Origin of the sequence: Neobacillus sp. NPDC058068 (assembly GCF_042885335.1) — a bacterium.
GTDB lineage: Bacteria > Bacillota > Bacilli > Bacillales > Cytobacillaceae > Neobacillus.
In genome coordinates, this window is sequence record NZ_JBHVSI010000001.1 from 265,518 (window position 1) to 292,483 (window position 26,966).

The following is a 26,966-nucleotide window of genomic DNA, read 5'->3' on the forward strand; positions in this document are numbered from 1 at the left end:
ACACTATATTAAAAGAAGAAATGTTTCAATGGGAGGATTTTTTCATGTTAAAAGATCAAATCAAACAATACATATCAGAACAAAACAGCGACGCCTTTGCGATGTTTAAAGAAGAAAAAGACTATGTTGAAAAAAATAAGTTAGTTGAAAACAGCCAAATTGACGTGAAGGATCCTAACGCTCGATTTGTAGATGCTTATATTGAACGTTGTGATAAAGAATCAGAAAATATGATTAAGAATGAGAATTCCTCATTCTTATCGGAGCCACTTGTTTACCTGAAAAAGCATAAAAATGAGTTTATTTATTTAGAGTCCAATTGGTTTGAGTTGATTGGAGTTGAAGCTGTTTCATTAGAGGCAGATGATGTCTTTGGGACTTATGACGTCATGTTAGGATTAAAACTTCAGAAGAAATTCGAAAAAACCTTAAAGGAGCATTTAAATAGTCATTTACAGGGCGGAGAAGCAAAATTCGATTTAATGTTTAGTCATGATGACGGATTATGGAATCTGAATTTTGCGCTGAATTATGTAGATGGATTCACTGAAGAAATAACGATAGGCGAAGCGTTGCTGTTAATTTATCGGTTTTTATTTAAACTTGTTGAAGCGGCGGAAGAAAAGTAAGGAAAAAAATAAGGATAGAAAAGGGCATCGGAAGAGAATCCGATGCCTGTTTTTTATGACGATTCGACAAAATTCTTGATGAATGTCGAAAACTTTCTTAAAAAAATTTCGATGGAAAACTTTTTTTCAGTTAGAACTAATGATGTTTAGAGCATAAAGAATTTTTTCGATAAAAAGAAAGAAAGATAGATTTCGAGTTTTTTTTACAATATCCTTACTTTTTATATGGTAAATTGGTAGAGAATTCAGAATAATAAACTAGAAGGCCTTTTTTAAGAAAGGAAACCATTTTACATAGTGGATAATGAAACGGCTGTATTATTTAACTAGTTGTCAGGTGAAATGCCAACAGTCGGTCTGTAAAATGAAGATAAGCTGCAGAATATTCTGCAAACTACATAAATGAACCTGAGGGGAGTGGAGTTATTTCCGAAACCAGAGGTGGATAATTATTTAAGCGCTTTCATCTTTAAAATATTAATTGGTTAATAAACCATTGATTAAAAGGAGGGTTTCGCATTGGCGATTGAAAAAATGCAACGAATTTCCCTTTCAAATCTTGAAAGAAACTTTCAAGAGGTGGAACCAGGACTGACAAACCAAGAAGCGGTGGAAGAATCCAATCGCTGCCTCTATTGTTATGATGCCCCATGTATTAAAGCCTGTCCAACAGGTATTGATATTCCAACCTTTATTAAGAAAATTGCCTCAGGGAATTTTCTTGGATCCGCAAAAACGATTATGTCTTCGAACCCAGTCGGCGCAAGCTGTTCCAGGGTTTGTCCAACAGAAGAACTCTGTGAAGGAGCATGTGTCCTCAATCATTCAACAAAACCAATTATGATTGGCAATCTGCAAAGATATGCGACAGATTGGGCCATTCAAAATGAACAAACCCTATTTCAACCTGGTAAATCAATTGGACAAACTGTTGCCATTATTGGCGGCGGTCCTGCTGGATTATCTGCAGCTCGTGAACTGGCGAGATTGGGCTATAACGTAACAATATTTGAAGGAGCCGAGAAAGCTGGCGGATTAAATACGTATGGCATCGTTTCCTTCCGATTGCCACAGAAGATTTCCTTCTGGGAAGTAGAGCAAGTTGAAAAAATGAATGTCAAAATCAGAACGAACACAATGGTCGGCAGGGATATTTCCGTTGCTGAAATAACTGAGAATTTCGACAAGGTTGTATTAGCAATTGGAATGGCCCATGTGCCAAACCTTGGCATTGAAGGCGAGAATCTAGATGGAGTCTTTGATGCGATTGAATTTGTCAAGGCAACAAAGGACGGAGAGCTGTCCAATGACTTTCGCGGCAAGCGTGTTGTCGTCATCGGTGCCGGAAATACCGCGATTGACGGAGCCACCTGTTCGGTCCGCTTAGGTGCCGAAAACGTTAAAATCCTCTACCGAAGAACTGAAGAGGAAATGACGGCATATGACTTTGAATACGAATTTGCTAAACAGGATGGCGTCGAATTCCGTTGGTTAACCGCACCAACAAGGATTATTGGTGACGAAAATGGAATGGTCACCGGCATTGAATGTATCCAGATGGAACTAGGTGAACCTGAACCGGATGGCCGCCGCAGACCTGCAGCAATTGAAGGGTCGGAGCATGTCCTACCGGTAGATGCTGTTGTCAAAGCAATTGGACAATCAAGATACTTGGATTTGATTGAGCAGTTTGGTCTAACACATGAAGGCGGGGTCGTAAAGGTCGATAAAGAAACACTGCAAACATCGAATCCGCAAATATTTGCCTGCGGCGACGTCATTTTTGGCAAAGGAAAAGGCGATGCCATGGTCGTCACGGCTGCACAACAGGGCAAAGATGTGGCCTACGCGATTCACAAGCAATTTACCGCTGTGGGAACAGCTTAATCGATCATAAGGAGGAAAAATAATGGCTGATTTACGTATAAACCTTGCAGGAATAAAATCTCCTAATCCATTCTGGCTGGCATCAGCACCTCCAACCAATTCGGGGTATCAGGTTCAAAGAGCCTTTGAGGCCGGCTGGGGAGGAGCGGTTTGGAAAACACTTGGCGACCCAATCCTAAATGTTACTTCAAGATTTGCCGCAATCAGTTTTAACGGTCAAAGAGTCGCTGGCTTCAATAATATTGAGCTGATTACAGATCGTCCATTAGATGTCAATTTAAAGGAGATCTATGAAACAAAAAAGAAATTCCCAAACCATGCGATTATCGCTTCGTTAATGGTCGAACCAAAGCAGGAAAAATGGCATGAAATCGTCAAGCGCGTTGAAGATGTCGGGGTTGATGGGCTCGAATTAAACTTCGGCTGTCCGCACGGTATGGCCGAGCGCGGAATGGGTTCTGCCTCTGGGCAGGTTCCAGCTCTTGTTGAACGTCAGACCTATTGGGCGAAAGAAGTAGCGAAAACTCCTGTCATTGTTAAATTAACGCCTAATATTACCGATATAACCGCTACTGCTGAAGCAGCTTGCAATGGCGGTGCCGATGCTATTAGTATGATCAATACCATTAATAGCCTAATGGGAGTGGATCTTGATTCATGGAATACGATCCCACATGTCGCCGGAAAAGGGGCGCACGGTGGTTATTGCGGACCTGCAGTTAAGCCGATTGCCTTAAATATGGTTGCTGAATGTGCAAGGCACCCGCATATCAATGTACCTATTTCTGGAATTGGCGGTATTTCCAATTGGCGGGATGCGGTTGAATTTATGCTGATGGGGGCAACGGGTGTCCAAGTCTGTACGGCTGCGATGCACCATGGCTTCCGCATTGTTGAAGATATGATAGAAGGCCTTAATAACTACCTAGACAGTAAAGGGATTGTTGCCGTTTCCGATATTATCGGGAAATCTGTTCCAAAATACTCCGATTGGGGTAACTTGGACTTGAACTACAACATTGTCGCAAAAATCAATCCGGATGTATGTATCAATTGCAATAAATGCCATATTGCCTGTGAGGATACCTCTCATCAATGCATTGATATGCTTACAGATGCGAATGGAAAAAGCTATCTGAAAGTTAGAGAAGAAGACTGTGTTGGTTGTAATTTATGTTCAATTGTATGCCCGGTTGATGGAGCAATCGACATGATTGAAGCACCAAGAGAGCTGGCGCCAATGACCTGGAATGAACGGCAAACGGCCTTAAGTGTCGCAGTCGAGTGTAAAGCAGACGTTGCCAAATAATAGATTAGGAGGATTCATTATATGAAAAAAATCATTAAAAATGGGACGATTGTCACCGCATCTGACACTTTTCAAGCAGAACTATTAATCGAAGATGGAAAAATTACGCAAATTGGTTCGAATCTCTCGGCAATTGGCGCGGAGGTTATTGATGCCAAAGGCTGTCTTGTTTTTCCAGGAGGAATTGACCCGCACACCCATTTAGATATGCCCTTCGGCGGCACAGTCACAAAGGATGATTTTGAATCGGGAACAATGGCTGCTGCCTTCGGGGGCACGACGACGGTCATTGACTTTTGCTTAACGAATAAAGGCGAGCCGCTAAAAAATGCGATTCAAACCTGGCATGATAAATCAAAGGACAAAGCCGTGATTGATTATGGCTTCCACTTAATGATTTCGGAAATCAACGAGAATGTTCTAAATGAACTGCCACAAGTCATAAATGAAGAAGGAATTTCTTCGTTTAAGGTGTTTATGGCTTACAAAAATGTCTTCCAGGCAGACGATGAAACCTTGTTCAAGACGCTTGTCACCGCAAAAGACCTTGGAGCCTTGGTTATGGTCCATGCCGAGAATGGGGATGTCATTGATTATCTAACAAAGAAAGCACTCGATGAAGGGAATACAGAACCGATTTATCATGCGTTAACAAGACCGCCGGAATTAGAGGGGGAAGCAACGGGCCGTGCCGCCAGGTTTACCGGGCTCGCCAATTCGCAGCTATATGTGGTTCATGTTTCCTGTGCCGATGCGGCTGAAAAAATTGCCGAGGCGCGCAGCAAGGGCTTCGATGTCTGGGGCGAAACCTGTCCGCAATATCTGGTCCTTGATCAAAGCTATTTAGAAAAGCCGAATTTCGAAGGAGCCAAATACGTGTGGTCGCCGCCGCTCCGTGAAAAGTGGAACCAGGAAGCCCTCTGGAATGCGTTAAAGAGCGGTCAGCTGCAAACAATCGGCTCCGATCAATGCTCGTTTGATTTTAACGGGCAAAAGGATTTAGGCAGGGATGATTTTACGAAAATCCCGAATGGCGGTCCGATTATTGAAGACCGTTTAGCGATTATATTTTCGGAGGGAGTAAAGAAAGGACGGATCAGTCTGAACCAGTTTGTTGACCTAACCTCGACAAGAGCGGCTAAACTCTTTGGGCTGTACCCGCAAAAAGGAACCATTGCTGTTGGTGCTGATGCCGACCTTGTGATTTTTGATCCGAATGTCGAACGGGTCCTGTCTGCTGAGACTCACCATATGGCGGTCGATTACAATGCGTTTGAAGGCATGGAGGTCACCGGCGAACCTGTTTCTGTGTTAGTACGCGGTGAATATGTCGTCCGTGACAAGCAATTTGTCGGGAAGCCGGGTGCCGGTCAATATTTGAAGCGAGCGAAATATCGCACAACGACACCTGTTAACCAAAATGAAACCTTATCAATCTAAAAAAATATCATCTTGCCTATATATATTAACTCAGATTAGGATGGGGATACGATGTCAGACTATCAACAATTTCTCGATGAACGTGACAAGATTGATTTTCTTATCCAAAAAGGCTGCCAAATTTACGGTGTAAGAGAACATTTAAATGGGGCTTCTGTTGATTTTTTACATCCTAATGGAAATGTCACAGAAACCTTACAAATTGGAACTGCGAACGGAAGAAAATATTTTTCCAGTCTATTAATTAGTCAGAATCAGCCAAAAAATTGATTGAAATGGGAAAGGGGTTGGTTGAAAAACCAATCTTTTTCCAAGTTCATGTCTTATTTTTCAAGGAGTGCTAATCAGATGAAAGAACATTTTCAATTAACGACCGCAGATATTTTGAAACGAAAGCACTTTGAAAACTCAATCGTTATTGCAGGTGAGGAGGGCATCCATCGAACCGTTAAATGGGTTCATGTTGTCGAGGTAACAAGTATTCGCAACCTATTGAATGGGAACGAGCTTATTTTGTCAACAGGGGTGGCTTGGAAGGATAATGTGAATTTATTTGTCTCGATGGTGAAGGAATTTATTGATAACAATGCGGCAGGGTTATGCCTTGAGATGGGGACATACATGTCTGGGGTTCCTTCAGAGGTCATTGATATTGCTAATGATGTGCAATTTCCGATTATTATTTTTCAAAAAGAAGTGCCGTTTGTTGAAATCACGCAAGACATCCATTCCGTCATCATTAACCAGCAATACCAGAAGATTTCTGACTTAGAGAATTATTCGCAGAGCTTAAATAAACGACTTCTTACCATTGAAACATATGAGGATATTCTTCAATTTATTTTCTCAGCATTGGATGTGCAAATCATTTTCCGTTTGAAAAACCAGGAGTATGAATTCGTACCTGAAATTAATCGCCAAGAACAAATTTCAATTATCGCTAAGCTTCAGGAGGCAAAAACGCAGCCTTATGATCATATCGCCTCAGCGCCGATTTTTTTGTTTGGCCAGGAATATGCCGAATTGGTTGTCTATTCAAAGGATATTCCCATCAGCGAATATGATTCGTTGATTTTAGATCGAACGGCAACCGCGTTAGCCCAGCATTTATTAAGAGATTTGTATGTGGAGGAAAAAAAGCGCGTCGAAGAGTTTGAGTGGCTGCACGGCTGGCTTGACGGCGAGCATTCACTTGAAGACATTCACGAATACCTGGTTGAAAATGGAATCAAACCAAAGACCAGTGATGTTGCGGTATTAATCACAAAACAGATTCCTGTTAAGGAAAAATCAAGTAAGGATGTTACCTACTTCAAATTATTATTTCGCTCTGTTTTTGAACAGAATGGCTTTGCTGTCTTTTTCGTCGAAAAAAGAAATGAGATTACCTTTATACTGTTAAATAATCGAACGAAAAAAAATCTAAAGGAACGGATTAAAAAGGCGATTGAATCGATCCAAGACTCAGAATTTATCCGCCAGCAAACATCGGCAAAGCTGATCATTGCGGCAGGTAAGTTTATTCAATCACTGAGTGAGGTACATAAGAGCTATCAAACAGCAAAAGAAACGCTGCGGATTCAACAAAAAATGACGAACAAACAAATTTATCATTTTTATGAAGATCTGCATTTATATCGGCTGATTTCGCAAATGAGCAAACACACTGATTTACATGAACTAGCCTCTGAATACTTACATCCCGTCATTCAATATGATCAACAATACAATGGCAAACTGTTAGAAACGTTAAAAGCCTATTTGGAGTGTAATGGGTCGAAGCAAGAAACCTCGAACAAGTTATTTATCGTCAGACAAACATTATACCATCGTCTGCATAAACTCGAAAACCTGTTGGGAGAAGACTTTATGGAGCATGAAAAACGGGTGGCCATTGAATTTATGCTTTTGGTTCATGATTATCTGTCGGCTTCACAGTTTAAGAAAGCAAATCAAGCCTTGTAAATCGTCTCGGTATAAGCAAAATGTTAAATGAATATTCAATTTGTCGCAGAAATGCTTCAAGTTATTTTACGGATTGTCTAATGAAAGCCGTCTATCGATACGAGATAATGATGGTATCAACGTTTTATTGTTGGAAAATTCAATCGATTATTTTTTCAAAAATAAGGAGGTTTCAGTATGAGCGTTACAAAAAATGATACAGCTGTTTTAAAAAACTTTATTAACGGTGAATGGGTGAATTCGAACAGCAATCAAACACTTGATGTACCGAATCCGGCAACGAATGAACTGTTAACAAAGGTTCCGGTATCATCCAAAGAGGACGTCGATCTTGCTGTTGCCGCAGCAAAAGAAGCGTTTAAAAAATGGAAAAACGTCCCGGTTCCGAAGCGTGCAAGAATCCTCTTCAAATATCATTATCTGTTAACTGAAAACCATGAAGCTTTGGCAAAGTTAATTGTTGAGGAAAATGGAAAGGCTTACAAGGAAGCGTATGGGGAGGTGCAGCGCGGGATTGAGTGTGTTGAATTCGCATCGGGCACACCAACATTAATGATGGGTGAAACACTGTCAGGAATTGCCGAGGACATCGATTCGGAAATGTTCCGGTATCCGCTGGGGGTCGTCGGCGGGATTACCCCGTTCAACTTTCCGATGATGGTACCGTTATGGATGTTCCCGCTCGCTGTGGCATGTGGAAATACCTTTGTGTTAAAGCCATCTGAGCGCACTCCGATTTTAGCTAATCGCTTAGCAGAGTTATTCACAGAAGCTGGAGCACCAAATGGTGTCTTAAATGTCGTTCACGGTGCCCATGATGTCGTCAACGGCTTACTCGAGCATAAGGATATTGCTGCGATTTCCTTTGTCGGCTCGCAGGCGGTGGCTAAGTATGTTTATCAGCGTGCAGCTGCTGAAGGCAAACGGGTTCAAGCTCTTTCTGGAGCGAAAAACCACCATATTGTCATGCCTGATGCTGATATGGATAAGGCTGTTCAGCATGTGTTAAGTTCCACATTTGGCAGTGCCGGTCAGCGCTGTATGGCCTGCAGTGCCGTTGTCGTTGTCGGCGATAATGAGCCATTTGTTGAAGCGTTGAAGAAAAAGGCAGATGAATTAATTATTGGGAACGGCATGGATGACGAAGTATTATTAACTCCTGTCATCCGCAGGGAGCACCGCGAAAGGGCATTAAGCTATATAGAAAAAGGAGTAGAGGAAGGGGCAGATTTGATCAGGGATGGACGCAGGGAAATGGAAGACCTTCCCGAAGGAAATTTCCTCGGACCAACGATATTTGATCATGTTACTCCGGAGATGACAATTGCTAAAGACGAAATTTTTGCTCCGGTCTTAAGTCTGCTTCGCGCGAATAATTTAGATGAGGGGTTAGAATTTATCCGTAAATCGAGGTACGGAAACGGAGCGACCATTTATACAAATAACGCAAAAGCGGTTCGCCAGTTCCGTGAAGAAGCAGATGCCGGCATGTTGGGGATCAACGTCGGCGTTCCGGCAACAATGGCCTTCTTCCCATTCTCCGGCTGGAAGGATTCCTTCTACGGTGATTTACACGTTAACGGTAAAGACGGGTTGAATTTCTATACTCGCAAGAAAATGATCACTTCTAGATTCGATGCATAGAAAAGCGGAAGCGCCTTGCCCAGGGGCGACAGGCATAAGACGAGCCGGCTAGAAGGCTGCTTTTTAGCCTTCTTGACGGATTGGCTTATGACCCCGAGCCCCTAGGCGCTGCAGCTAGACAGTATTAAAATTCACATAAATATGGTTCATGCACCTATTAACTGAAGGAGGGAAGAGGGATATGGTTCAAACAAGCCGTCCCCACGAAACATTATTGGAACAGGATGATAAGTATGTCTGGCATTCGATGAAACCTTATAATCCAAATGCCACAATTGTGGCAACAAAGGCGGAAGGGTCCTGGGTAACCGATGCTGACGGAAAGCGCTACTTAGATGCAATGGCAGGTCTATGGTGCGTGAATGTCGGCTACGGACGGACTGAGCTTGCAGAAGCCGCCTATGAACAATTAAAGGAAATGGCCTATTTTCCACTATCGCAAAGCCATGTTCCGGCTATTAAACTAGCGGAAAAATTAAATGAAATGCTTGGCGATGATTATGTCATCTTTTTCTCGAACAGCGGTTCAGAGGCAAACGAAACTGCTTTTAAAATCGTCAGGCAATACCATCAACAAAAGGGCGAACATAACCGTTATAAAATCGTCTCCCGCTACCGGTCCTACCACGGTAACTCAATGGGAGCTTTAGCCGCAACCGGGCAGGCACAACGAAAATATAAATATGAGCCGTTATCACCAGGGTTTATCCATGTGTCACCTCCGGATTCTTACCGCGATGATACAAACGTCGCTGACCCAAGGGAATTATCTTCCGTCAAAGAAATTGACCGGACGATGACCTGGGAGCTCAGTGAAACGGTTGCTGCGATGATTATGGAACCGATTATCACTGGAGGCGGTGTTCTAGTTCCGCCGGACGGCTATATGAAAGCAGCAAAAGAGGTTTGTGAGAAACATGGCGCACTACTTATCGTCGATGAAGTCATTTGCGGTTTTGGGCGGACCGGAAAACCATTTGGCTTTATGAACTACGGGGTGAAGCCGGATATTATTACGATGGCAAAGGGAATTACCAGTGCCTATCTGCCGCTTTCGGCGACAGCAGTACGCAAGGATATTTATGAAGCGTTTAAAGGGACAGAGGAGTATGATTACTTCCGTCACGTAAATACGTTTGGCGGCAATCCCGCAGCCTGTGCACTTGCGTTAAAGAATCTCGAGATTATGGAAAAAGAAAACTTATTTGACCGCTCCAGAGATTTAGGGGAACAATTACTGAATGATCTAACGAACCTGTTACAGGACCACCCATATGTCGGAAATGTCCGTGGTAGAGGATTACTTGTGGGGATTGAATTAGTGAAGGATAAGGGCACAAAGGAACCGTTGGATGTAGCCCTTGTTAATCAAGTAATTGCAAATTGTAAACAGGAAGGGATTATCATCGGGAAAAACGGCGCAACAGTTGCGGGATACAATAATGTGTTGACATTAGCACCGCCGCTAAACATTGAACAAAAGGACCTTCATTTTATCGTCAATACACTTACGGAATCACTGGATAAAATTCGATAATTCGCTAGGGAAGAGCGCTCGTAACTTACAAATTGTAAATTACGAGTGTTCTTTTTTTTCATTTTAGGACATAAATTCACAATATAATAATTTAATAGAATGGGGTTCTTTTCGCGAATTCGTGTGAAAAAATGTCGAAATTTTTCGAAGTAACAATTGACAGAACATTTGAATGAGTTATAATAAACTTAGCAATTGTTCACGTAAGTTTTACATAATTTCACACAAACTGCTTTCGTGAAAAAATGCAATGTTTCTTTTTACAATAGTTTGTAATCGTTTTCTTCGAGTTTCCGATTTTAATAACTTTAAAAATTAGGTGAGGATACAATGGCGGATGAAAGAATTTCGCGCCTTGTTGAAGTAGCGAAATTATACTATCAATTAGACTACAGTCAACAGGAAATTGCGAAAAAATTAGGTATTTCCCGCCCCACCGTATCCAGACTTCTGGATCAAGCTATCCAAGAGGGTGTTGTCCATATTAAAATAATTAATCCGGCTGAAGACGTTCAGGAATTGGCAATGCAAGTGAAGAAGAAATTCCAGTTAAAGCATTGTATTGTTGCTTCGATTCCAGAGTATGAGGATGAACTCATCAAAGAGAAACTGGGAGACGTTTCTGCCGATTATTTATATGAAATTGTTCAAAACGGCGACACCATTGGAATTACTTGGGGAACAACCCTTTATCAACTCGTGAAAAAACTACAGCCTAAGAATGTAAAGGATATTACGATTGTTCAGCTTAATGGCGGGGTGAGTTACTCTGAGTCGAACACATATGCATCTGAAATCATCAACGGTCTTGCTAATGCTTTCAATACGACACCACATTTCTTGCCGGTTCCGGCGGTGGTAGACCATATCGTCGTCAAGCAGGCGATTGTGGCTGACAGGCATGTGAAACGATTATTAGAGTTAGGCAAACAGGCAAATATCGCGATTTTCACGGTAGGGGAACCTGGCGAACAATCGACACTCATGCACGCGGGTTACTTTTTAGAAAGTGATATCGAGATTTTACGATTAAATCAAACGGTTGGTGATATCTGCTCCAGGTTTATTGATATCGACGGGAAGATAAGCCATGAAGCTTTAAATGACCGTACGATTGGCATTGAACTCTCGCACTTGGCCGGAAAAGATTACGGCATCCTGATTGCAGGCGGTAACACGAAAGTGGATGGGATTTATGGTGCTCTGAATGGCCGGCACGCAAATGTACTGATTACCGATCAGTATACGGCCAAGGCTTTACTCGAAATGGGGGGTGATAACGTTAATGGATAAAGAGAGTATTCGAGAACTAGTCGAAAAGATTGTCAAAGATACGCTTCAACCAGCTAAGCAAGTTCCGATTGCGGCTTCAAACCGGCATATTCATTTATCCCCTGAACATGTTGAGCGTCTGTTTGGAAAGGGCTATCAACTAACGAAGCTTAAAAGTTTATCCCAGCCGAACCAATTCGCAGCAAAGGAAACCGTTAGCTTAATTGGTCCAAAGGGTAAGATTCAAAATGTTCGTGTCCTTGGGCCCGCAAGAGGCAGTACGCAAGTGGAAGTGTCTCTATTCGACGGCTTTACGCTTGGTGTGAAACCGCCGATTCGTAACTCCGGAGAAATTAAAGGCTCAGAATCGATCACAATCCAAGGTCCGCGCGGGCAAATCACCATTAAAGAAGGGCTGATCTGTGCCGCACGCCACATTCATATGCACACTGTAGACGCCGAAGCGTTTGCTGTTTCGGATGGAGACCTTGTTCAAGTGAAAGTTGATGGAGCACGCGGGGTTATTTTCTCCAATGTATTGATTCGTGTTTCACCAAAATACAAGCTTGAGATGCATATTGACCTTGATGAGGCAAATGCTGCAAATATCAAAAATGGACAACTTGGAGAAATTGTCGCCATTGAAGGTCGAAATAAAGTGAGTGGGGAGTAATGCTGGTGGATGTTAAATCACAGGTTAAAATGCTCGTCCAGCAAGTTGTCGAAGCCTACTTAAAGGAAAAGTCGCAAGGGAAAAAAGGACAACCGATTGCTATACTTTTAGGCTATCAATCTCCTAATCCAACGGAAATCTTGGAAGCGGTTACCCCGTTGTTGAATTCTTACGAGGTGACGTTAATTTTATCAAAGGATTGGCTCCAAGCAACGACTAAGTTGAGCGGAAAGTCATATGTTTTATTAGAAGAGACTTCACAGCAAGAATTGCTTGTCTTAATGGAAAAATCAGCCGTTCTTGTTGTTCCTTCAGCATCCTATCAATTGGTATCGAAGCTTGCCTTAACAATCGATGATGAATTAGCGGTGTGGTTAGCGATTCAATACCAATTAGTTGGTAAGCCCATTGTCATCGTAAACGATTATGTTGAACCGAATGTGTATCAGCAAATCTATGCGCCGCATACTGTCCAGGAACGCCTGCAGTCATACATTAGGCAGATTCAAACAGATGACGTGAAATGGGTGCCATTAAAGAAGCTTTCACAAACGGTTGAAGAACAGTACACTGCCTTCCAAGAAAAACAAGCTCTCATTCTAGCGAGACATGTAGAAAAAGCGGATCGCGATGGATTACGAGAAATAGTAGTTCCAGCAAGGAGTAAGGTGACACCTTCGGCAAAGGACTTGGCGAGAGAATTAAAGATTAAAATTAAGCAGAACGATTCCTCGAAAGGAGGGACGCTATGATCATTTGTAAAGTGGTTGGATCGATTGTATCTACCACTAAAGCAGAGAAATTAAAAGGGAAGAAACTTCTGATTGTACAACCACTTGATATGAGAAGTATCGAAGAAGACGGAAAACCACTCGTGGCAATCGATACAGTTGGAGCAGGTGTCGGTGAAGTCGTTTTACTCGTCAGCGGAAGTTCTGCACGACAAACAGAAATTACAAACGGTGTGCCTGCTGATGCGGCAATCGTGGGAATTGTCGATCAGATTGAGATACAAGGGTCCTTAACCTTTAAAAAAGGAGGTAACTAGCATTGCAAATAAATGAAACCGATATCAAAAAAATGGTTGAACAGGTGCTAAAGCAATTAGGCCAGACTGAAGCAGCCGATGCTCCTATTGCACCACAAAATGATGTCAGCTTAGGCGACGGCGTGTTCGCAACAGTCGACGAAGCGGCAGCAGCAGCAAGACTTGCTTGGGAAAAACTGCGCAAACTCCCATTGGCCGCGAGAAGACAAATGATTGATAACATGAGAGAAGTCAGCCGCGCTCAAGCGAATGAGCTGGCACAGCTCGCCGTTGACGAAACCGGCTTAGGGCGTGTGGAGGACAAGGTGGCTAAAATCCTTTTAGCTGCCAACAAAACACCAGGAGTCGAAGATTTAGTCAGTACATCCTATTCCGGTGATGATGGATTAACACTTGTAGAATATGCCCCCATCGGTGTATTTGGCTCGATAACACCATCAACAAATCCGGCAGCGACCGTTATCAATAACTCGATTTCGCTAATTGCCGCCGGGAATACCGTGGTTTACAACCCGCACCCAAGCGCCAAACGGGTGTCGCTGAAAACATTAAAGCTGCTAAACCAAGCGATTGTCGCTGCAGGCGGACCTGAAAACGCCCTTACCTCTGTAGCTGCACCGAATCTTGAAACCTCGGCACAAGTGATGAACCATCCTAAAGTAAATGCCTTGGTTGTCACAGGCGGCGGACCAGTTGTCAAAGCAGCGATGGCTGTTGGTAAAAAAGTAATTGCCGCAGGTCCTGGTAATCCACCAGTAGTCGTGGATGAAACAGCGATCATTTCACAAGCGGCGGCTCACATTGTCCAAGGTGCAAGCTTTGATAACAATGTATTATGTACCGCTGAAAAAGAAGTCTTCGTTGTTGACAAGGCTGCAAACGCTTTAAAGGCAGAAATGGTCAAAAACGGAGCAATCGAGCTGAAAGGCTTCCAATTTGAAAAATTATTGGAAAAGGTATTAGTGAAGAAAAACGATAAGTATTATCCGAACAGAGACTTTATCGGCAAGGATGCAGCGGTGATTTTGCAGGCAGCCGGCATTCATGCAAGTCCGAATGTGAAGTTAATCATTGCTGAAACAACAAAGGATCACCCATTGGTGATGACAGAAATGTTAATGCCTATTTTACCAATCGTTAGAGTTACCGATGTGGATAAAGCGATTGAATTGGCCGTCATTGCTGAAAAAGGAAATCGTCATACGGCGATCATGCACTCGCAAAACATCACCAACTTAACAAAGATGGCACAAGAAATCCAAGCGACTATTTTTGTGAAAAATGGGCCATCTGTTGCTGGTCTTGGCTTTGAAAGTGAAGGCTTCACAACACTTACAATTGCTGGTCCGACTGGTGAAGGCTTAACAAGTGCGAAAACATTTACACGCCAGCGCCGCTGCGTTTTAGTAGATGGATTTAGAATTATTTAGTGGGGTGTGTTAATTGGCAAAGTCTAAAGAAGAAAAAACCGTCACTTCACAAGAAGAAAAAGCGACAACACCAAAATTAGAAATTACTAAAGGAGGAAATAAAATGAGTCAAGAAGCATTAGGAATGATCGAAACAAAAGGTTTGGTAGCAGCAATTGAGGCAGCAGATGCAATGGTGAAAGCGGCAAATGTTACCTTAGTAGGCAGAGAATTAGTGGGTGCCGGTCTTGTTACGGTTATGGTACGTGGGGATGTTGGTGCCGTTAAAGCAGCAACAGAAGCAGGTGCAGATGCGGCACAGCGCGTTGGGACACTTCTTTCTGTACACGTAATTCCACGTCCAAACGGCGATGTAGAAGGTATTTTACCGAAAGCAGAATAAGGTGAATTCAAATGGAACAATCCATTGAAAGCTATATCAAAAATCTTGTCAGAGATGTCATTGGCCAAACTTTAGGTGGTCTGCAACTCCAGGGAGATCGGCAGACATATGTGATTGCCAATTGGAAAATGAACAAAACGCTGGCAGAAACAGCTGAATTTTTTCAAGAAATCAACAGCAGCAATGATGTTACTGTGGTCGTTTGCCCGCCGGCACAGCTGCTTTATCCGGCCCATCTTTTTATTAAACAATCAGGAAAGCCGGTTCACTTAGGCGGGCAAAATGTCCATTGGGCAGACAAAGGTGCCTACACCGGAGAAACATCGACTGAGATGTTGAAGGATGTCGGCTGTGAATACGTCATTATTGGCCATTCCGAAAGAAGACAATATGCCGGTGAAGATGATTCATTGGTCAATATGAAAGTAAAACAGTCGATTACGGCTGGTCTTACTCCGATTATTTGCATCGGAGAGACGTTAGAACAAAAAAACGCATTACAGACCGAAGAGGTTTTAGCTAGTCAGCTTTTCGGTGCCTTGAATAAGATTGATTCCAGTCAATTTATCATTGCTTATGAGCCTGTTTGGGCGATTGGAACTGGGCAGTCAGCTACTGCTGAATTAGCGCAGCAAACACACGCCTATGTCCGTTCTGTTTTGAAACAAATTTTCGGTGAAAAAGCAGAGAGTATCTCGATCCTATATGGCGGTTCGGCAAATGAAAGCAATGCAGCCGAATATAGCAAGATGCCGGATATCGACGGCGTGCTCGTTGGCGGCGCCAGCTTGAAGGCTAAGTCTTTTGATGGAATGATCAAGGTATTTGCCAAAGGAGAACAAAATTCATGAAAAAAGTTGCGATAGGTTGCGACCATGGTGGATACGAACTAAAAGAAACCTTAAAAGTCTATTTAACTGAATTAGGCTATGAATATTTAGATTTTGGCTGTAAGGCCAACGAATCCGTAGATTATCCCGATATTGCCTTTTTAGTAGGTGAAACGGTTGCGACAAATGCTGACTATGTGGGCATCATGATTGATGGTGTCGGCATTGGCAGCGGGATGGTCTTGAATAAGATACCTGGAGTCCGCGGCGCAGTCTGCTGGGATTTATCCTCTGTTATTAACAGCAAAGAGCATAATAACGCCAATGTGCTATCGATTGGCGGGCAATTTATTGGCGAGGGATTAGCCAAGCAATTAGTAAAGACATGGCTGGAAACCGAATTTGCCGGCGGCCGTCATGACCGTCGTGTGACAAAAATTATGGAAATCGAAAGCCGGTTTTTACACCGGTAAAGGCAGGTTTTTTCAATGTTTGTAGCCAAAGTGATTGGCAATATGGTTTGTACTCATAAAAATGACAATTTAAAAGGTTTAAAGCTTTTGATTGTCCAACCAGTCGATGACGGGTTGAAAGAAAAAGGCAAACCACTTGTGGCTATCGATACGATTGGACAGTCAGGAGAAGGGGACCTCGTTTACTTAGCAAAAAGCAGAGAGTCTTCTCTGCCGCTTAACAAGGATTTGGTTCCATCAGATGCTGGGATTCTCGGAATTATCGACTATTATAACGTGACGAAACGAATGGAGGAATAATAAATGAGCAACGCATTAGGAATGATTGAAACAAAAGGTTTAGTAGGAGCAATTGAAGCAGCAGATGCCATGACGAAAGCAGCAAACGTGACACTACTCGGAAAAGTGAATGTTGGCGGCGGCTTGGTTACGGTAATGGTACGCGGTGATGTTGGTGCCGTAAAAGCAGCAACGGAGGCAGGAGCTGATGCAGCGCAGCGTGTTGGCGAGTTTTTATCCGTTCATGTTATCCCAAGACCACACTCAGATATCGAGAAGATTCTACCTGCAGCAAAATAATGAAACTAGCAAAAGTGGTTGGGAATGTCGTATCAACGATTAAAACACCGAGTCATCAGAATAAAAAACTGATGGTTGTCATCCCTGTTGATGCAAAAGGCAATGAATGTGGTGACGCAATGATTGCCTTTGACCGCTTTCAAGCAGGTGTTGGCGACTATGTTCTAATTCTTGAAGAAGGTGGATCGGCACGGGACATCCTAGAAGACCCGAAAGGCTCTTTCGATGCGGTCATTGCCGGAATCGTTGATCGACTACATTAATGTGAGGTGAACAAGGGTGCAAATTGAAGCATTAGTTGAACAAATTACGAATCAAATTATGGAACAATTAACAAATAAACAAGCGTTGAAGGAAGCGAAGCCAGCTGTTTCCGGGAACGTGACCTATAAAGAAGGTTCTGCGTCCAATATTATTACTGGTCCATCCGTTGCGCGGATGATTGATCATACGTTATTAAAGCCGGAAGCATCCAAAGACCAAATCGTGAAGCTTTGTGAAGAAGCGAAGGAACATAAATTTGCCACTGTTTGTGTTAATCCATATTGGGTGTCTACAGCTGCGAAGGAACTTAAAGGTTCTGGTGTCGGCGTTACCACGGTTGTCGGCTTCCCATTAGGGGCAACAAGCACGTTTGTAAAAACCGCCGAAACCCGCGATGCGATTGCAAATGGCGCGACGGAAATCGATATGGTCATTAACATCGGTGCGCTTAAATCAGGCGACTTCGAAACCGTGAAAAAGGACATTGAAGGTGTTGTATTAGCGGCAAAAGGTCATGCTCCTGTAAAAGTAATCATTGAAACGGGTCTTCTTGAAATCGAAGAGAAGAAAAAGGCATGTATTCTTGCTAAGATGGCTGGCGCAGACTTTGTGAAAACTTCTACTGGTTTTGGTCCAGGCTGTGCAACGGCTGAAGATATCAAGCTCATGCGCGATGCAGTTGGTCCAGATTTAGGCGTGAAAGCTTCCGCCTGTGTAAGAGATTTAGATACCGCTAGAAAGCTGATTCAAGCTGGTGCCACAAGAATTGGTGCAAGCTCCAGTATTGCGATTATTACTGGCGGACAAGGTACTGGGTATTAATTTTTAAGTTGAAATGTTCAAGTTGAGTTTTGGAGTTTTTCATCTGGCTGTTGCTGCCCTATGAAAAACTCCTTCCTCTTAATCTAAAAAGTATTGAAAATTTTTAGATATTTTACTATAATGAAATAAACTTAATGTAATCGCTTACATATATGAGGGGTGTTTCGAATGAACAATATTGGACATCAACTAAAGAAAATTAGATTAAACCGTGAAATGGAAATAGAAAAATTAGCGTCTTTATCAGGACTGCACACTGAAACAATCGCAGCAATTGAGGATGGCGAGCTGGATGTACAGATTTCAACCTTAGCCAAGATTTCGGAAGCGTTGAACTGCAGCTTCTCAATTGGAGATGTATCTATTTAATTTAAACAATAGCATTCGTTCCTTTTTGGAACGTGTGCTTTTTTATTTTCAACTTAAAATGCTATGATAGGCACAGTAGAAAAATTGGCTGAAGCTTTTATAAGAGGAAGAGATGAATGACAGGTACAGTTACATACATAAAAGAATGGCAGCAGGCACTGCAAAATGAAATATCTCATTTAAAAAAATTCGGAAGCAACAAATTTATTGTTTCAAATGGAAGATTATTATCAAGTGAAGGTTCGTTTACCTATTATTTTGATACCGTCTATTCATTACGAATTCCCGTTGGATCTTCGATTCGTCTTGAATGGGGAAGCATGAAACAAAGTGGACGCGTGCTCTCATCAGAAGGCAAAGGCGTGATGCTGGACCTCGAGAAATCATACGGAGACTTAATCCCCGAGGCATTTCTGGTTCACGATCCATGGGAACTGCTTGAACAACTCATCCAACGACTAGATGAAATCAGAAAAAATAAACAAAAACGGTTACGGGTAAAAAAATTAATGGATCCTTCGATGCCGGCAAAGCATCCAGTTGAAAAAATAAAAAGCAATGTTCACGAATTAGTTTTGCGTTCAAAATACAATCCAGTTACCTTTGTGTGGGGGCCGCCTGGAACAGGTAAAACCTACACATTGGCGCGCACGGCGGCAAATAAATATTTTCAAGAAAAGCGGGTCCTGATTTTATCGCACAGTAACCAAGCGGTTGATGTCTTAATAGCCGAAATTTCTACCTTCATTAATAAGAAAGACCGCTTCCGTGAAGGGGATGTTCTTCGCTATAGCTCTAATACGGGAGAGCAGCTCGCAAATCATGAAGCGATTACTACTATTCAGTTATTAGAGAAACAAGAACCCCATCTCGCGAAGGACAAGGAAATTTTATTAGACGAAAGACGGAAGCTAAAGCAGGATTTAGCCCGGTCTTTTAGTAAACGAGACACGAATCATTTGTTGGAGCTTGAGACGAAAATTGCCAGAGTCCTCGAAAAAATTCGCCAAAAGGAAATCCAGTTTGTGAAGGATGCGTTTGTTGTCGGATCAACGCTGGCTAAAGCAGCGAGCGACCCCGCAATCTATGAAAAGGAATTTGATGTTGTGATCCTTGATGAAGCAAGCATGGCTTATGTGCCGCAGGCTGCTTTCGCCGCAACGCTTGGGAAACGCGTTATTATTTGCGGTGACTTTAAACAATTACCGCCAATTGCCTCCTCAAGAGATTCTTTGGTCACGATGTGGCTGAAGGAGGATATTTTTCACCGGGCAGGTGTCGTTGATTGGGTAAATGACGGTAAGCTGCATCCGCATTTATTTTTATTAAAAGAACAACGAAGAATGCATCCGGATATCTCCGCCTTCACTAATCAGTTCGTCTACAATAAGCTTGTGGGTGATCATAAAAGTGTTCTAAAGAGCAGAAATGAAATTGTTGAAAAAGCACCGTTTTCCGGCCGGGCGTCAATTCTTGTAGATACAAGCAATACTGGTGCCCATTGTATGACTGAACGGACGTCGAAGTCGAGAATGAATCTTTGGCAGGTGTTATTGTCGTTTCAAATCATCCATGAATCGTACTTGGCTGGGGTAAGATCGATTGGCTATGTGACACCTTACCGTGCCCAAGCTAATTTGATGGAGCTGTTACTCGATGATTTATATGAAAACGAACGCTTAACAGCCGATATTATTGCGGCGACAGTCCATAGATTCCAAGGCAGTGAGCGCGATGTCATGGTTTTTGATACCGTCGATGGAGAGCCGCAAGAACGTGCCGGTATGCTTTTAACTGGTAAAGATAGCGAACGATTGATTAATGTCGCAATAACGAGGACAAAAGGAAAGTTTATTCATGTCAGCAATCTATCATATATTCGTAAGCGTGTTTATCATGACAAAACACTTAGACAACTAGTAGAACACCAAGAGAAGCATCGGCAAACTGTTAGAACGAGAGAAATCGGGACGTGGATTAAGAATCAGCATCCAAGATTGCATTGGATGCATGCTATGAAGCTTGAAAAAGTGTTCCAGGATATAGCGGGGGCAAGATCATCGATTGTCATCTCTTTACCATCGCAAACTGCACTTTTGCTGCAATGGAAGGAGAAGTTAAACAATCGGGGAAAACTCGTAAAATTAACAGTGATTTCCGGGGAAGAATGGATTGAGCTTCAGCCAGATAATAGGCTGAATGAAAACTTATCGTTTCCATTCATTATCATCGATCGGCGGCTGCTCTGGCTGGGATTGCCGATAGAAGGAGCAAGAAGTATTCAACCGCCATTTATCGCTGCAAGACTTGATTCGGAAAAAGTTTCAGAGCATTTTTTAGGTCAATTTTTAATGATAGAGTAGGAATTTCGAGTTTTCACTGCGACCTATTTTTTTATACAGGTATACTCTCTTCTATTGGTTGAGGGATGTTTTGTAAATCGATGACATAATCGCCGAAATATTCAAAAAAGCCTTTATTACATATCATTTACCCAAAGGCAAATAAACGGTAAATGTCGTCCCTTTATCAGGCTCACTCACGACGCGGATGAACCCGCCGTGGGCTCTGACAAAATGATGGGCGATCGATAATCCGAGCCCCGTTCCGCCTGTATGCCGCGAACGGGCCTTTTCCACACGATAAAAACGATCAAATAGGTGGGCCAATTCTTCGGCAGGAATACCGATGCCGGTGTCTTTCACCGAGACACATGTATAGATTACATTCTGATCCAGGACCTTGTCTTCTATTACAACCGAAATCTTTCCTCCTTCCGGTGTGTAGCGGATTGCATTTGTCAACAAATTGATGAACACCTGCGTGATCCGTCTCGCGTCGGCCATCACCGTTACCGGTCTCGTGTTCGAAAAGAAGCTCATTTCCAGTCCGTTTTCCTCAGCCTCTATTTTCACATCATCAACGATTTGTTCAAGTCTTGCCGACAGATCGAGCGGTTGGAAGTCCAATGCCAACCGACCCGCCTCGGCCAACGACAAGACATGAAGATCTTCCACAAGCAGGCTTAAGCGGATCACTTCGTCTTGGAGTCTAAGCAGCATTTCCGGAGGGACGGATTGACCGGTCTGTTGAGCATTTTCTAATTTTAGCTGCATGATCGACAGCGGTGTTCGTAGCTCATGAGCGACATCCGCTACCAACCGCCTGCGGCCTTCCTCAGCTTCCCGGAGACGAAGCGTCATATCGTTGAATGTCTGGATTACTTTCCCATATTCGTCTTTTGATTGGACAGGAACGTTCACGTCCAGATCCCCCTCTGCAACGCGTTCGATAGCGGCAACAAGCTTTCTAAGCGGAATCGTCAGTACCCCCGAAATCCATAAACTGAAGAGCAGCCCGATTGCTATGAAAAACACCCAATTTCCAAGCCCAAATTTCTGCATCTTACCTGAAACGTAAGTCTTCAAGATCTCGATTTGTTCCCCGGGCAGTGAGTTTAAATAAGATGTATCAATTTCTTCCTTACGAAATTGATCGAACAAAGACTCCATGTAAGCCTGTTTGGTTATTGCATGAGCGCCGCCGATAATAAGAACGAGCAGTCCCATTGAGACAAATATTTTTTTGCGTACTGTCAACGTCATGATTGTTCACCGAATCGGTAACCGAAACCGTATACCGTTTGAATATAACGAGGATTGGCCGGATCGTCTCCCAGCTTGCGGCGAAGATTCCGGATATGGGAATCCATAGTTCTTTCGTATCCCATATATTCGTCCCCGAGTGCGGTTTTTAATAATTGCAGGCGGCTGAAAACCATTCCGGGACGCGTAGCCAACGTGTACAAAATTTTGAATTCTGTTGGTGTCAGTTGGATCTCCTGGCCATCTTTGAATACCTGACATTTGGCCTCGGAAATGATCAGGTTGTCTCTTTCCAAGAACATCAACCTGTCTTCAGGTCCATGCAAGCGGCGAAGTAAAGCTCGGATACGCGAGGCGAGCTCGCGCAAGCTGAACGGCTTCGTCAAATAATCGTCCGCACCGATTTCCAGACCGACGATTTTATCCGATTCATCCGATCGGGCTGTGACCATGATAATACCGCAATTTGATGTATGCCTTAATTCGCGACATACCTCGATGCCGCTTTTCTCGGGGAGCATCCAATCAAGCACGACGATATCAGGCTGCTCAGACCGAACAATCGTGAGCGCTTCTTTACCGGTACAGGCTGTCAATACCCGAAACCCTTCACGTTCCAGATAGATGTGCATCTCCTCAAGCATGCCCGGTTCGTCCTCCACAAGCAACAATTTCGTTTCCATTCCAATCACATCTTTCCAGTTTAGTCTGCTTCCTGTGCGGGAAAACACCACTTACCGAAAATTATACCGTGATTTAACATGTTCTTGAAGAAATCCACACAAAAAGAGGAAGATCTGCATAAGTTCTCGACATTTATTGTTTAAACTGACTGTGAACCTGAAAACGACGAGATCGTTTCGTTAGCAAAACAGCTTGAGGAGTTACAGAGCCTATTTAACGACAAAGATCCCGAAGTCGAGTAAGCGATTGTACGATCTCTTATGGAAAACCTGACTAATCTTATTTTAACGAAAGCGAGGTTTAAAGATGAGCAACCTATCCGTAAACCGCAGTAAACCTGAAGCCGGCGATCATGCGGTAGAAGTAACCAATCTTTCACCACTCGTGGTTAGAGCGCGTATGGTGTTTAAAGCAATGCTAAGAATATTTGCGATATGTATTTTGATCCAGGTGTTTCTTGCCGGTCTCGCACTGTTTTGGGATGCGGCCCAATGGACCAGCCATATAGGATTCGCCAAATTGCTAATCATTGTTTCTATCCTGATATTCGTGATTTCTTTCATCGCTCGACTGCCGCTTTCTTTTCGTCTGCGTAGTGCGGGGTTAATCGGCATCATCATTTTAATAGCGGTCAGCGCTAAATTACCGTCTGGAATTAGATATTTATCTGCTCTCCATCCGGTGCTCGCTCTGATGTTGTTTTTTGGATCTGTGTCCCTCGCACAGAAGACCGATGCCCTCATGAAAGCAAAATTGAAAATATCTGCAGAGCAAAGAGATTGAATTTAGTTTTGATCACAATCTTCAACATGGATGGGGAGGAAAGTTGCACCCTAATCTATCCGACTATCTATTGGTTTTTCTTATCTTTATTGCTTCTGGAGTATCGCTGCATCTGGTAGCGCATGATTATGAGAAAAGAACTAATTGGTTTCGAATCATTGTAATTGTTCTATTTGGAATGCCCGGTATCCTTGTTAGCCGTCCTTCCGGGCGGGATAGTATTCTAGTATAGGAGGATTTTCGTGAGAACCATATCGACCTACGTTCTTTGGATTCTGGTTGTGGTTTATACAGTGGTTAAACTGGCGAATCAAGTGTTTCCACTCCATATTCCCATACCGTTCGTGGTTTTGATCACGATCGTTTTTGGGCTGCTTCACGGGGCCTTGCGCTACAAATGGAGCGGCATTCTCACTTTTCTTGTCATTTGTCTGGTCGTCAGTAACCTCTTGGAAAACATCAGTGTTCTGACTGGCTTTCCGTTTGGTCACTACTATTACACCGACGTGATTGGCCCCAAGCTCTTTCTGGTGCCTCTGCTTATCGGCCCTAGCTACTGTGCCATCGGCTACCTCGCCTGGGTGCTTGGCACGGTACTGATTAGTGATATTAATCGAACGTCCAGTGCGTTCACCACGTTCGCAGTTCCGTTTATTGCTTCCTTCGCCATGGTCGCCTGGGATTTGGGCTTTGATCCAACAGCCTCGACAATCAATCATTTCTGGATCTGGGAGCAAGGTGGTGGCTACTTCGGGGTGCCACTCACCAACTTCTTGGGGTGGTTCTTCACTGTGTATGTGATCTTCCAATTGTTTGCCCTCTTCCTTCGTTTGCGCAGGACTGATGGCAACAAGGAGGAGTCGGCTTTTCCTAGGTCGTTCTACGCTCAAGCTATCATCATGTATGCCGTGACTGGGTTGGGATTTGTTTTGGCCTATCTGTCAGACAGCGGCAATTCACTGGTCACTGACGCGATGGGGGTGGTCTGGCATACCAGAAGCATTGCCGAGGCGGAAGCTACGGTTGGTATCTTTACGATGATCTTCGTGGCAGCTTTATCAGCCGTGAAACTGCTTCAAAGGTCAGCCGTTTCTACTAACACACAGAAGTTGAAACAGGATCAGGTGAAACGGCTGTCAGGGAAATCTCTTTAGCGTTGAAATAACAAAGGAGCTTTGAAAGTCACGTATTTGTCCATTTGGGAATTTTATGGGTCTGGCACAGATTTTGGGCACATGCGCTTCAGATCCATGAAAGTCCCCAACAATCTCACTATTGATGGAGCGCTTCCCAATTCAGTAAAGAAAAACCTTTGCCACTTTTGCTGCCCTTGCGCCCCCTAGCGACACATTACGTAACGCCACCCCCACACTAGAGAAATCACTGAGAAGCGTAAACCTTTTAACTCCGAATGAATAAATTTAATTTTATTCATTCATAGGAATATGCACTATCCATCAGTTAAAGCGAATCTGAACAATCTTTGGAAAGTTTACAGAAAAATAACTAGGGATGGGATGGAGTGAAAATGAAAATGAAAATAATAGCCTTAATCCTGTGCGGTCTGTTCATCTTCCCCCTATTCAGTTCAGCGAGAAGTGATGGAAGCATGCAAGTCGAGCAATCTGGCGCTTCAGTCTTCTCCAAAGTAGATGCGTATATTGCTCGTGAAATGAAACGACAACGTCTTCCGGGGCTTGCTCTCGCGATTGTACAGGGGGATCGCATTCTTTACCTTAAGGGATATGGTCAAGCCGATTCATCGGGTCGTCCTGTAACACCCGAAACACCTTTCGGATTAGGTTCGATCGGCAAGTCGATTACTGCTATGGCCGTTCTGCAGCTTGCCGAAGAAGGAAAAATTGACTTAGACGCTCCTATACAGCGCTATATCCCCACCAAGTATGACGGTGCAGAGTTCATTACTGTCCGTCAGTTACTTAATCAAACAAGTGGGTTCACCCAAATCTCAACTTTTAGGAACACGCTGGCAAGTGTCAACGATCAATATCAAAACGCTATAGAGAAAAACGCCTTGTCTTATGCGGAAAAGTTTTTAAAGGGAACCAAACAAACCGAACATCCCTACACGTATTCGAACGCAAATTATGTACTGCTTGGCTACATTGTGCAACGAGTATCCGGCCAGTCCTATGGCGACTATGTGAAGGAACATATTTTCAACCCTCTGTCCATGCATGACAGCTACGTTACGCTCGATGAAGCGGCTGCACATGGACTGGCTACGCCCTACCGTCGGATATTTGGATACAACGTTGCCTACGATGGCCCCTTTGTTTATATTGCCGGGGATGCGCCGGCGGGCTACATGTATACCAGTGCGAAGGACATGAGCCATTACTTGATTGCCCAAATGAACGGCGGCCGCTTTGAAGGTAATACCGTCCTCTCTTCGGAAAGCATAGGTCTCATGCAGACCGAACCGGTTCCGGGAACGTATGCCATGGGTTGGTCGACAGATTCCATTAACGGTGTACAGTTTCTCGGTTCGCCGGGTGGCTCTCTGGGTTTCCAAGCCCAAACTTTTTTTGCTCCGGACCAACAATTGGGAGTTATCGTATTCGCTAACGTACTTGACGCGATTGATGCCGAATGGCCAGAAACACACGTCATTACGACTACCCACATCGCCTATGGGGTTATAAACTTACTAAATGAACAACCGATTGGGGGATCTGGTCTAAGCATTTCGCAGAAATACTTGCTTGTAAATGGATTAATAATCATCCTCAGCTTTTGGTTATTATATACGACCGTTCGAACTGCGAAGCGCTGCCTTGGACCGTTAAGTCCTGACCATTCAGGCCGTACTGAAATATCGATTAAAGTTATAGCAAGAATTGTACTGGATTTTGCAGGTCTGTTTATGATCCTGTTGTTGAGTATGACTCAAATTGTACCGATATGGCATCTGGCAACCATCTTTCAGCCGGACTTATTCCTTTGGCTGAAAATAGTAACTGTCCTTATGGCACTGAAGGGTAGCATGGAAATTTTCCGGTTGGTTCGATCGATTAGGCATGAAAAACATCAAGGTTGAAATATTGAGAATAAGAGAGAAAGCAGGAGGAAATTTCACGAAATTCGCTGATAGAACCTTAAAATTCTCTGATAAAGAAATTTTTCCCTTTGCTCGAAATGTAGATGGCTAGTTCCATCTGAACCTTTTTGCAAGTCCATGTAGCAGTAGTCCTTTCTCCGGCGCTTAACAAATTGTAAGATCGCGATTTGGGGGGACTCCTATTATAATTGAGGCCCTGCCACCTTTAATTATGGAATTAAAACATAAGAATAGGGAACGATAATTTTGTTAGTCGGGA

27 protein-coding genes are annotated in these 26,966 nt (G+C 43.3%); 25 read left to right on the plus strand and 2 right to left on the minus strand.

Translation table 11 applies throughout. The annotated features are described in order from the left end of the window. The first annotated feature begins 44 nt into the window (after positions 1-44). The 22 genes from ACFVSW_RS01220 (at position 45) to ACFVSW_RS01325 (ending at position 20,916) form a co-directional block, all read left to right on the plus strand. Positions 45-629, plus strand: a complete 585-nt coding sequence (locus ACFVSW_RS01220; RefSeq protein ID WP_387311284.1) for a branched-chain amino acid aminotransferase — start codon at positions 45-47, stop codon at positions 627-629. A gap of 534 nt (positions 630-1,163) precedes the next feature. Beyond that, complete coding sequence (locus ACFVSW_RS01225; RefSeq protein ID WP_387311654.1) at positions 1,164-2,516, plus strand: NAD(P)-dependent oxidoreductase; 1,353 nt, start codon at positions 1,164-1,166, stop codon at positions 2,514-2,516. Positions 2,517-2,538: 22 nt separating this feature from the next. Continuing rightward, positions 2,539-3,825, plus strand: a complete 1,287-nt coding sequence (gene preA / locus ACFVSW_RS01230) for an NAD-dependent dihydropyrimidine dehydrogenase subunit PreA (RefSeq protein WP_387311286.1) — start codon at positions 2,539-2,541, stop codon at positions 3,823-3,825. A gap of 21 nt (positions 3,826-3,846) precedes the next feature. After that, entirely contained in the window at positions 3,847-5,265 is a 1,419-nt protein-coding gene (gene hydA / locus ACFVSW_RS01235; protein ID WP_387311288.1) for a dihydropyrimidinase, read from the plus strand. A gap of 51 nt (positions 5,266-5,316) precedes the next feature. After that, positions 5,317-5,535, plus strand: coding sequence for a hypothetical protein (locus tag ACFVSW_RS01240; RefSeq protein WP_387311290.1), 219 nt, complete (start codon positions 5,317-5,319; stop codon positions 5,533-5,535). 78 nt (positions 5,536-5,613) lie between these two features. After that, complete coding sequence (locus tag ACFVSW_RS01245; protein ID WP_387311292.1) at positions 5,614-7,230, plus strand: PucR family transcriptional regulator; 1,617 nt, start codon at positions 5,614-5,616, stop codon at positions 7,228-7,230. Positions 7,231-7,407: 177 nt separating this feature from the next. Continuing rightward, on the plus strand, positions 7,408-8,874 hold the full coding sequence (locus tag ACFVSW_RS01250; protein WP_387311294.1) for a CoA-acylating methylmalonate-semialdehyde dehydrogenase: 1,467 nt from the start codon (positions 7,408-7,410) through the stop codon (positions 8,872-8,874). A 181-nt stretch (positions 8,875-9,055) separates the two neighbouring features. After that, positions 9,056-10,411 carry an aspartate aminotransferase family protein gene (locus ACFVSW_RS01255; RefSeq protein ID WP_387311296.1) on the plus strand — a complete coding sequence of 452 codons (1,356 nt, stop codon included), beginning with the start codon at positions 9,056-9,058 and terminating at the stop codon, positions 10,409-10,411. Positions 10,412-10,741: 330 nt separating this feature from the next. Continuing rightward, positions 10,742-11,704, plus strand: coding sequence for a DNA-binding transcriptional repressor DeoR (locus tag ACFVSW_RS01260; protein WP_387311298.1), 963 nt, complete (start codon positions 10,742-10,744; stop codon positions 11,702-11,704). After that, positions 11,697-12,356, plus strand: a complete 660-nt coding sequence (gene pduL, locus ACFVSW_RS01265) for a phosphate propanoyltransferase (RefSeq protein WP_387311300.1) — start codon at positions 11,697-11,699, stop codon at positions 12,354-12,356. Before ACFVSW_RS01260 ends, pduL begins: the two co-directional genes overlap by 8 nt. Positions 12,357-12,361: 5 nt before the next feature. Then, positions 12,362-13,108 carry a hypothetical protein gene (locus ACFVSW_RS01270; RefSeq protein ID WP_387311302.1) on the plus strand — a complete coding sequence of 249 codons (747 nt, stop codon included), beginning with the start codon at positions 12,362-12,364 and terminating at the stop codon, positions 13,106-13,108. Next, a complete protein-coding gene (locus tag ACFVSW_RS01275) occupies positions 13,105-13,404 on the plus strand; it encodes a EutN/CcmL family microcompartment protein (protein ID WP_387311304.1) in 300 nt (99 codons plus the stop codon). Before ACFVSW_RS01270 ends, ACFVSW_RS01275 begins: the two co-directional genes overlap by 4 nt. Positions 13,405-13,406: 2 nt before the next feature. After that, a complete protein-coding gene (locus tag ACFVSW_RS01280; RefSeq protein WP_387311306.1) occupies positions 13,407-14,834 on the plus strand; it encodes an aldehyde dehydrogenase family protein in 1,428 nt (475 codons plus the stop codon). A 103-nt stretch (positions 14,835-14,937) separates the two neighbouring features. Continuing rightward, positions 14,938-15,216 (plus strand): BMC domain-containing protein, encoded by a 279-nt coding sequence (locus ACFVSW_RS01285; protein WP_024028007.1) that lies wholly within the window; start codon positions 14,938-14,940, stop codon positions 15,214-15,216. Positions 15,217-15,227: 11 nt separating this feature from the next. Beyond that, positions 15,228-16,067, plus strand: coding sequence for a triose-phosphate isomerase (gene tpiA / locus ACFVSW_RS01290; protein WP_387311308.1), 840 nt, complete (start codon positions 15,228-15,230; stop codon positions 16,065-16,067). Continuing rightward, positions 16,064-16,519: a ribose 5-phosphate isomerase B gene (gene rpiB, locus ACFVSW_RS01295; RefSeq protein ID WP_387311310.1), complete on the plus strand. Its 456-nt coding sequence runs from the start codon at positions 16,064-16,066 to the stop codon at positions 16,517-16,519. The genes tpiA and rpiB overlap by 4 nt, the downstream gene beginning before the upstream one ends. A 15-nt stretch (positions 16,520-16,534) precedes the next feature. Further along, complete coding sequence (locus tag ACFVSW_RS01300; RefSeq protein WP_387311311.1) at positions 16,535-16,819, plus strand: EutN/CcmL family microcompartment protein; 285 nt, start codon at positions 16,535-16,537, stop codon at positions 16,817-16,819. A gap of 3 nt (positions 16,820-16,822) precedes the next feature. Further along, complete coding sequence (locus ACFVSW_RS01305; protein WP_024028003.1) at positions 16,823-17,098, plus strand: BMC domain-containing protein; 276 nt, start codon at positions 16,823-16,825, stop codon at positions 17,096-17,098. Continuing rightward, positions 17,098-17,361: a EutN/CcmL family microcompartment protein gene (locus tag ACFVSW_RS01310; RefSeq protein ID WP_387311314.1), complete on the plus strand. Its 264-nt coding sequence runs from the start codon at positions 17,098-17,100 to the stop codon at positions 17,359-17,361. The genes ACFVSW_RS01305 and ACFVSW_RS01310 overlap by 1 nt, the downstream gene beginning before the upstream one ends. Positions 17,362-17,536: 175 nt before the next feature. Beyond that, positions 17,537-18,184, plus strand: a complete 648-nt coding sequence (gene deoC / locus ACFVSW_RS01315; RefSeq protein ID WP_387311656.1) for a deoxyribose-phosphate aldolase — start codon at positions 17,537-17,539, stop codon at positions 18,182-18,184. Between the two features lie 168 nt (positions 18,185-18,352). Further along, positions 18,353-18,553: a helix-turn-helix domain-containing protein gene (locus ACFVSW_RS01320; protein ID WP_387311316.1), complete on the plus strand. Its 201-nt coding sequence runs from the start codon at positions 18,353-18,355 to the stop codon at positions 18,551-18,553. Positions 18,554-18,669: 116 nt separating this feature from the next. Further along, the gene (locus ACFVSW_RS01325; protein ID WP_387311318.1) at positions 18,670-20,916 is read left to right on the plus strand and encodes an AAA domain-containing protein; all 2,247 of its coding nucleotides are present in this window, start codon (positions 18,670-18,672) and stop codon (positions 20,914-20,916) included. A gap of 123 nt (positions 20,917-21,039) precedes the next feature. Here the strand turns inward: ACFVSW_RS01325 and ACFVSW_RS01330 are convergent, their stop codons facing one another. Both ACFVSW_RS01330 and ACFVSW_RS01335 read right to left on the minus strand, forming a co-directional pair. Next, on the minus strand, positions 21,040-22,158 hold the full coding sequence (locus ACFVSW_RS01330; RefSeq protein ID WP_387311320.1) for a sensor histidine kinase: 1,119 nt from the start codon (positions 22,156-22,158) through the stop codon (positions 21,040-21,042). Continuing rightward, the gene (locus ACFVSW_RS01335; RefSeq protein ID WP_387311322.1) at positions 22,155-22,841 is read right to left on the minus strand and encodes a response regulator transcription factor; all 687 of its coding nucleotides are present in this window, start codon (positions 22,839-22,841) and stop codon (positions 22,155-22,157) included. The genes ACFVSW_RS01330 and ACFVSW_RS01335 overlap by 4 nt, the downstream gene beginning before the upstream one ends. A 307-nt stretch (positions 22,842-23,148) precedes the next feature. On the opposite strand from ACFVSW_RS01335, the gene ACFVSW_RS01340 reads away from it, so the two are divergent. The 3 genes from ACFVSW_RS01340 (at position 23,149) to ACFVSW_RS01350 (ending at position 26,686) form a co-directional block, all read left to right on the plus strand. After that, positions 23,149-23,625, plus strand: a complete 477-nt coding sequence (locus tag ACFVSW_RS01340; protein ID WP_387311324.1) for a DUF6220 domain-containing protein — start codon at positions 23,149-23,151, stop codon at positions 23,623-23,625. A 242-nt stretch (positions 23,626-23,867) separates the two neighbouring features. Further along, positions 23,868-24,779: a carotenoid biosynthesis protein gene (locus tag ACFVSW_RS01345; protein ID WP_387311326.1), complete on the plus strand. Its 912-nt coding sequence runs from the start codon at positions 23,868-23,870 to the stop codon at positions 24,777-24,779. A gap of 374 nt (positions 24,780-25,153) precedes the next feature. Further along, complete coding sequence (locus ACFVSW_RS01350) at positions 25,154-26,686, plus strand: serine hydrolase domain-containing protein (RefSeq protein WP_387311658.1); 1,533 nt, start codon at positions 25,154-25,156, stop codon at positions 26,684-26,686. The last annotated feature ends 280 nt before the right edge of the window (positions 26,687-26,966 follow it).